Source organism: Paraburkholderia heleia NBRC 101817 (assembly GCF_000739775.1).
Classification (GTDB): domain Bacteria; phylum Pseudomonadota; class Gammaproteobacteria; order Burkholderiales; family Burkholderiaceae; genus Paraburkholderia; species Paraburkholderia heleia.
The window spans coordinates 187694-194360 of record NZ_BBJH01000013.1; the positions used below are offsets into that span (position 1 = coordinate 187694).

The window sequence follows — 6667 nt, forward strand, 5'->3', positions numbered from 1 at the left end:
GCCGCTCCAACGCGGCTGTCCAGTTCGCTGAGCATTCGAAAACAGGCTTCAGAATAAACGAGGAATCGCTACGCGATGAGTTACCACGACGAACAGGAATCGATCGAGAGCGTCAAGGCATGGTGGGCGCAGTGGGGTAACGCCACTACGTGGGTCGTGCTGATCGTTCTGCTCGCACTCGCAGCGTGGAACGGCTGGAACTTCTGGCAGCGCCGCCAGGCGGCCGAAGCCGCCGTGCTGTACGACCAGGTGCAGCAGGCCGCGAACGGCAGCGACAAGGCCATGCTCACGCGTGTGGCCTCCGACATGGAAGATCGCTTCGGCGGCACGGCGTACGCGCAGATGACGGCGCTTGGCGTGGCCAAGTCGCTCTACATGGCGGGCGACACCGCGGGCGCGAAGGCGCAGCTGCAATGGGCGGCTGACCACGCGAAGGACGACGAATTCCGCCAGATCGCGAAGCTGCGTCTCGCTTCGCTTCTGCTCGACGAAAAGGCCTACGATCAGGGCCTCGCACTGATTCCGCAACCCGATTCGGGTCCGTTCAAGGGCATCGTGGCCGACGGCCGCGGCGATCTGCTGGCCGCGGCCGGCAAGCGCGACGACGCGCGTGCGGCCTACAAACTGGCCCTCGACAGCCTGCCGAAGAGCGACGCCTCGGAGCGCCAGCTGATCCAGTTCAAGCTGGACGCGCTCGGCGGCTAAGCTGCCGGCTGGATTGCGAAGCGCGCCCGGCGTGCCCCGCATACGCACGGCATTGCGAAACCACTCAAACCAACTTCATTCATGCGTCGTTCACCGATGAATCTGCTGAAACGAACCGTTGTGCCCGTCGCGCTCGCGATGACCGTCCTGGCTCTCGCAGCCTGCTCATCGACGAAAGACGTGCGCCGCGTGCCGGTGCCGCTGACCGATTTCAAGCCGGCGCTGGATGTTCAGCAGGTTTGGAAGTCGAGTGTCGGCAAGGCCGGGCGCTATCTGTTCTCGCCGGTCGCCGTGGGCGACGCGGTCTACGCGGCGGGCGAGAACGGCTCGGTCGCGAAGATCGACGCCGCATCGGGCAAGGACGTCTGGCGCACCAAGCTCAAGGACGACATCTCGGCGGGCGTGGGCAGCGACGGCAATCTGACGGCCGTCGGCGGCCTGAAGGGCGACGTCTACGTGCTCGACGCGAACGGCAAGCTCTCATGGCAGGCCAAGGCGCCGGGCGAGATCATCTCGCCGCCGCTCGTCGGCAACGGCCTCGTGATCGTGCGCACGATCGACGGCCAGATCGTCGCCTTCAACGGCCAGACGGGCGAGCAGAAGTGGATCTACCGCAACCGCGCCGTGCCGCTGAACCTGCGCGTTTCGGCGGGCATGACGTTCGCGGGCGACCAGGCCGTGCTGGCCGGTTTCCCGGGCGGTTCGTTCGCGGCGATCAACCTGCAAAGCGGCGACGCCTTCTGGGAGACGCCAGTCTCGTACCCGAAGGGCGTAACGGAAGTCGAGCGAATCAACGACGTGAGCGGTCCGCCCACGCTGGTCGGCGCGACGACCTGCGCGGTCACGTTCCAGGGTCAGCTTGGCTGCTTCGACGCCAATTCGGGTCGTCCGATGTGGCAAAAGCCGTTCTCGAGCACGAGTGGCATCGCGCAGGACGAGACCACGGTGGTGGGCGGCGACGACTGGTCGGTCGTGAGAGCCTACAGCGTGTCGACGGGCGAGCCGACCTGGACGAACGAGAAGCTCAAGAGCCGCGATGTGAGCGTGCCGGCCTTGCTGGGCCATGCGGTCGTGCTCGGCGATTTTCAGGGCTACGTGCATTTCCTCTCGCTCGACGACGGCAGCTTCGTCTCGCGCGTGAAGACCGACGGCAGCCCGATCACGGCCGCGCCGGTGCTCGCCGGCAACACGCTGGTGGTGCAGACGAAAGACGGCGACCTGTACGGTCTGCGTCCGCACTAAGCGTCGTCTGCGGCCGCGCCTCGCGCGCGGCGCGCTGCTGGATGCAGGTACTTGAGACGCTGGGGCCGGCAGGCTCCGATGCCTCGCCCGCTGGCCGGCTCAAGCCGGCCATGCGCATTTTGGGACGGCGGCGTGCACGACCCCGCTGTTCACCCGCTGTTCACCCGCTTCACCGTTACCGCCACCCGGCGGTCGTGCGGCGTCCAGCCCCGCTTGCGCCGCGCTTTCGGCTCGGGGCCGCGGCCCGGCTCGTGAATTTCGTGATAATTTGCAACTGATGCAGCCCCGCAGGCGCGGGACCTGCCGCGCAGCGCGCCGGACTCTCCGGCGCTGCGCCTTACTGTAGAAAAGATCAGATGAAACCCGTAATCGCCCTCGTCGGGCGCCCCAATGTGGGGAAATCCACGCTGTTCAACCGGCTCACGCGTTCGCGCGATGCGCTGGTGGCCGACCTGCCCGGCCTCACGCGCGACCGCCACTACGGTGAAGGGCGCGTGGGTGATCGCCCGTATCTCGTAGTCGATACCGGCGGTTTCGAGCCGGTCGCCAAGGACGGCATCCTGCACGAGATGGCGCGCCAGACGCGTCAGGCCGTGGAAGAGGCCGATATCGTCGTGTTCATCTGCGACGGCCGCAATGGCCTCGCGCCGCAGGACAAGCACATCGCCGACTATCTGCGCAAGACCGGCCGGCCGATTTTCCTCGTCGTCAACAAGGCCGAAGGCATGAAGTACAGCGCCGTGGCTGCCGACTTCTACGAACTCGGTCTCGGCGACCCGCGCGCGATTTCCGCGGCGCACGGCGACGGCGTGACAGAAATGATCAACGAAGCGCTCGAAAAGGCGTACGCCGATCAGCCCGAGGAAAGCGAAGAGGACGCCGCGAAGCATGGCATCAAGATTGCAATCGTCGGCCGCCCGAACGTGGGCAAGTCGACGCTCGTCAACACGCTGATCGGCGAAGACCGCGTGATCGCGTTCGACATGCCGGGCACGACGCGCGATTCGATCTACGTGGATTTCGAGCGCAACGGCAAGAAGTACACGCTGATCGACACGGCGGGTCTGCGCCGCCGCGGCAAGGTGTTCGAAGCGATCGAGAAGTTCTCGGTGGTGAAGACGCTGCAGTCGATCGCCGACGCCAACGTGGTGATTCTGCTGCTCGATGCGCAGCAGGAAATCTCGGACCAGGACGCGCATATTGCGGGCTTCGTGGTGGAACAGGGCCGCGCGCTCGTGGTGGGCGTGAACAAGTGGGACGGGATGGACGATCACGCGCGCGAGCGGACCAAGCACCATCTGCAGCGCAAGCTGAAGTTCCTCGACTTCGCGGAAATGCGCTTCATCTCGGCGACGGAGAAGTTCGGCATTGGCCCGCTGATGCGCTCGGTGGACGACGCCTACGCCGCCGCGATGGCGAAACTGCCCACGCCAAAGCTCACACGCGCGCTCATCGAAGCGGTGGAGTTCCAGCAGCCGCGCCGCCGCGGCCCGGTGCGCCCCAAGCTGCGCTACGCGCACCAGGGGGGACAGAACCCGCCGATCATCGTCATTCACGGCAACGCACTCGACGCCGTGACCGAGACCTACAAGCGCTATCTGGAGAACCGTTTCCGGGAAACTTTCTCGCTCACCGGCACTCCATTGCGCATAGAGTTTCGCTCCTCGACGAATCCCTATACGGAAAAATAATCAGCTCTTGCTGAATAGCGTTCGCTACCCCGCAAAGGGCTCCTGGCCGAACCGCCAGGAACCGCGCGGGGCAACGAGAATCGGCTATAGTGTAGCGATTGGTGGTGGATTTCTTTTTCTTCACCCCAATATAAGTTAAACCTGCAAAAAAATACGGAGTTTGCTATGAGCAACAAAGGGCAATTGTTACAAGACCCGTTTCTGAACGCGCTGCGCAAGGAGCACGTGCCTGTTTCGATCTATCTGGTCAACGGCATCAAGCTTCAAGGGAACATCGAATCGTTCGACCAGTACGTCGTGTTGCTCCGTAATACGGTTACGCAAATGGTTTACAAGCACGCCATCTCCACGGTGGTTCCGGCCCGTCCGGTGAATTTCCACCCGGATACGGAAGCGTCCTGACCCATGACGCGGCCGGCCCGGGGCGCCTCGCAGGCTGCTCTGGTCCGGCCGCTTTCATTTTGACATCCTCTAATTTGATCAACGCCGCACTCGTCGGCATCGACTTCGGCAAGACCGAGTTCGAAGCCAGTCTCGAAGAACTCAGCCTGCTCGCCAAGAGCGCGGGCGCCACTCCCGCTGTCACGCTCACCGGGCGACGCGCAAGTCCCGACGCCGCCATGTTCATCGGCAGCGGCAAGGCCGAAGAACTGCGTCTCGCCTGTGAGGCGAACGACATCGAAATCGTCATCTTCAATCACGCACTGTCGCCCGCCCAGCAACGTAATCTGGAGCGCGCACTCGATCGCCGCGTGGTCGACCGCACGAGCCTCATCCTCGACATCTTCGCCCAGCGCGCCCGCAGTCACGAAGGCAAGCTGCAGGTCGAGCTCGCGCAGCTGCAATACCTCGCCACGCGCCTCGTGCGCGCCTGGACTCACCTCGAGCGCCAGAAGGGCGGTATCGGCCTGCGCGGCCCGGGTGAAACGCAGCTGGAAACCGACCGCCGGCTCATCGGCGAGCGCATCAAGATGCTGCAAGGCAAGCTTGCGAAGCTGCGCCGCCAGCACGGCACGCAGCGGCGTCAGCGCGAGCGCAACCGCACGATGTCGGTGTCGCTCGTGGGCTATACGAACGCGGGCAAGTCCACGCTCTTCAACGCGCTCACGAAGGCGCAGGCCTATGCCGCCGACCAGCTGTTCGCGACGCTCGACACGACCTCGCGGCGCGTCTGGCTCGGCGACGAAGTGGGGCAGATCGTGCTGTCCGATACGGTCGGGTTTATCCGCGAGCTGCCTCACCAGCTCGTCGCCGCATTTCGCGCCACGCTTCAGGAAACGGTGCAGGCCGACCTGCTGCTGCACGTGGTGGACGCGTCGAGCGCCGTGCGGCTCGATCAGATCGATCAGGTGAATGGGGTGCTGCACGATATCGGCGCGGACACGATCCGCCAGGTGCTGGTCTTCAACAAGATCGACGCCGTGCCGGAACTGGCGGCCCGCGGCGGAACGGTCGAGCGTGATGAATATGGTAATATTTCGCGCGTCTTTTTGAGCGCCCGCACAGGTGTCGGACTGGATGCGCTGCGCTCCGCCATCGCCGAAATCGCGACTGCCGAGCCGCTTGCCGATGCGCCGCAGTCCCTGGCCGCAGACTGGAGCGCGGCGCAGGAAGAACCTCGCCGGGAACCCGAACACGAGCGCTGAGGCGCGCCCGGCATTGTCTTGCACGCAAGGCCGGCCCAGCGCCTCCGATGGAATCCGCACGCAATTGACCCGCTGTCTACTCTGGTGAACGAACACAGGTGAACGATTACAACAAGCGGACTGGCTGGCAGCGCGCCCGCGCCATTTTCTCGCTGAACGATCCGCGGTGGGGTCGGGGCGACGGCAATGGCCAGCGTTCTGACGACGGGCGCCGCCCGCCGGGCAATAACGGCAACAAGGGCGGCAACGGCGACAAGGGCGACGGTCCGCCGGACCTCGACGAAATGTGGCGCGACTTCAATCGCCGCATGTCCGCTTTCTTCGGCCGCCAGGGCAAGGGTCCGGGCGGCTTCGGGCCGCGCCCGGACAATGGCCATGGCGCGCGCATCGGCGTGGGCATCGTGCTCGGCGTACTCATCGCGATCTACGTGGGCAGCGGCGTGTTCGTCGTGCAGGAAGGCCAGGCCGGCGTCGTGCTGCAGTTCGGCCAATATCGCCACACGGTTGGCCAGGGCGTGCACTGGCGTATGCCGTATCCGTTCCAGACTCAGGAAATCGTCAATGTCGGTCAGATCCGCACCGTCGAGATCGGCCGCAGCAACCTCGTGCGCCCGGCAAACGTGAAGGATGCCGCGGTCATCACGCATGACGGCGACATTCTCAATGTGCGCTTGACCGTGCAGTACCAGGTCAAGCAGCCAACGGACTATCTGTTCCGCAGCGTCGATCCCGACCTCACCGTGACGCAGGCCGCGCAGGCGGCCGTGCGCACCGTGGTGGGCGCGCGCAGTACGAACGACATGCTGTACGCGGACCGCGAGCCGATTCGCGCTCAGCTTGCGGACACGATCCAGCACTCGCTCGACGAGTACAAGACGGGCCTTGGCGTGACCGGTGTCGCGATCCAGAGCGTCTCGGCGCCCGATCAGGTGCAGCCTGCACTCGACGACGAAGCCAGGGCGCGCCAGGACCGCGACCGCGCGAAGCGCGACGCGCAGGCCTATGCCGACCAGCTGCTGCCGCGCGCGCAGACCGACGCGGCGCGTCTCGTCGACGAAGCCAGGGCGTACAGCGAACGCGTGGTTTCGCGGGCGCAGGGCGACGCGCAACGCTTCACGCAGGTCTACGAACAGTATGCGAAGGCGCCGGCTGTGATTCGCGAGCGCATGTATCTCGAGACGATGCAACACATCTATTCGAATGCGACGAAGGTGTTCGTCGACAGCAAGTCGGGCAACAACGTGATTTATCTGCCGCTCGACAAGCTCGTCGACACGACGCGACAGCACGCCGCCGTGGCGGCGGGCGCGGCGGGCGCGGCGGGTGCGGCCTCGGGCGCCGGTGCGGCAACGGCAGGCGCGGCGTCGGACGCCAACGCGGCGT

At 65.3% G+C, this 6667-nt stretch carries 6 protein-coding genes; all 6 read left to right on the forward strand.

The window, feature by feature from the left end:
- Window positions 1–75: 75 nt before the first annotated feature.
- A complete protein-coding gene (locus BHE01S_RS13995) occupies window positions 76–705 on the forward strand; it encodes a YfgM family protein (protein WP_042264940.1) in 630 nt (209 codons plus the stop codon).
- 96 nt (window positions 706–801) lie between these two features.
- Window positions 802–1947: an outer membrane protein assembly factor BamB gene (gene bamB / locus BHE01S_RS14000; RefSeq protein ID WP_042264941.1), complete on the forward strand. Its 1146-nt coding sequence runs from the start codon at window positions 802–804 to the stop codon at window positions 1945–1947.
- A gap of 356 nt (window positions 1948–2303) precedes the next feature.
- Window positions 2304–3638: a ribosome biogenesis GTPase Der gene (der, locus tag BHE01S_RS14005; RefSeq protein ID WP_042264943.1), complete on the forward strand. Its 1335-nt coding sequence runs from the start codon at window positions 2304–2306 to the stop codon at window positions 3636–3638.
- 165 nt (window positions 3639–3803) lie between these two features.
- Window positions 3804–4040 (forward strand): RNA chaperone Hfq, encoded by a 237-nt coding sequence (gene hfq / locus BHE01S_RS14010; protein ID WP_027793540.1) that lies wholly within the window; start codon window positions 3804–3806, stop codon window positions 4038–4040.
- Between the two features lie 59 nt (window positions 4041–4099).
- On the forward strand, window positions 4100–5284 hold the full coding sequence (gene hflX / locus BHE01S_RS14015; RefSeq protein WP_042264946.1) for a GTPase HflX: 1185 nt from the start codon (window positions 4100–4102) through the stop codon (window positions 5282–5284).
- 98 nt (window positions 5285–5382) lie between these two features.
- A partial coding sequence (hflK, locus tag BHE01S_RS14020; protein WP_042264949.1) for an FtsH protease activity modulator HflK occupies window positions 5383–6667 on the forward strand: 1285 nt, incomplete at its 3' end.

Excerpts from the sequence above, each read along its gene's own strand:
- bamB (WP_042264941.1), top strand. The coding sequence starts at position 802 with ATGAATCTGCTGAAACGAACCGTTGTGCCCGTCGCGCTCGCGATGACC.
- BHE01S_RS13995 (WP_042264940.1), top strand. The coding sequence starts at position 76 with ATGAGTTACCACGACGAACAGGAATCGATCGAGAGCGTCAAGGCATGG.
- der (WP_042264943.1), top strand. The coding sequence starts at position 2,304 with ATGAAACCCGTAATCGCCCTCGTCGGGCGCCCCAATGTGGGGAAATCC.
- hfq (WP_027793540.1), top strand. The coding sequence starts at position 3,804 with ATGAGCAACAAAGGGCAATTGTTACAAGACCCGTTTCTGAACGCGCTG.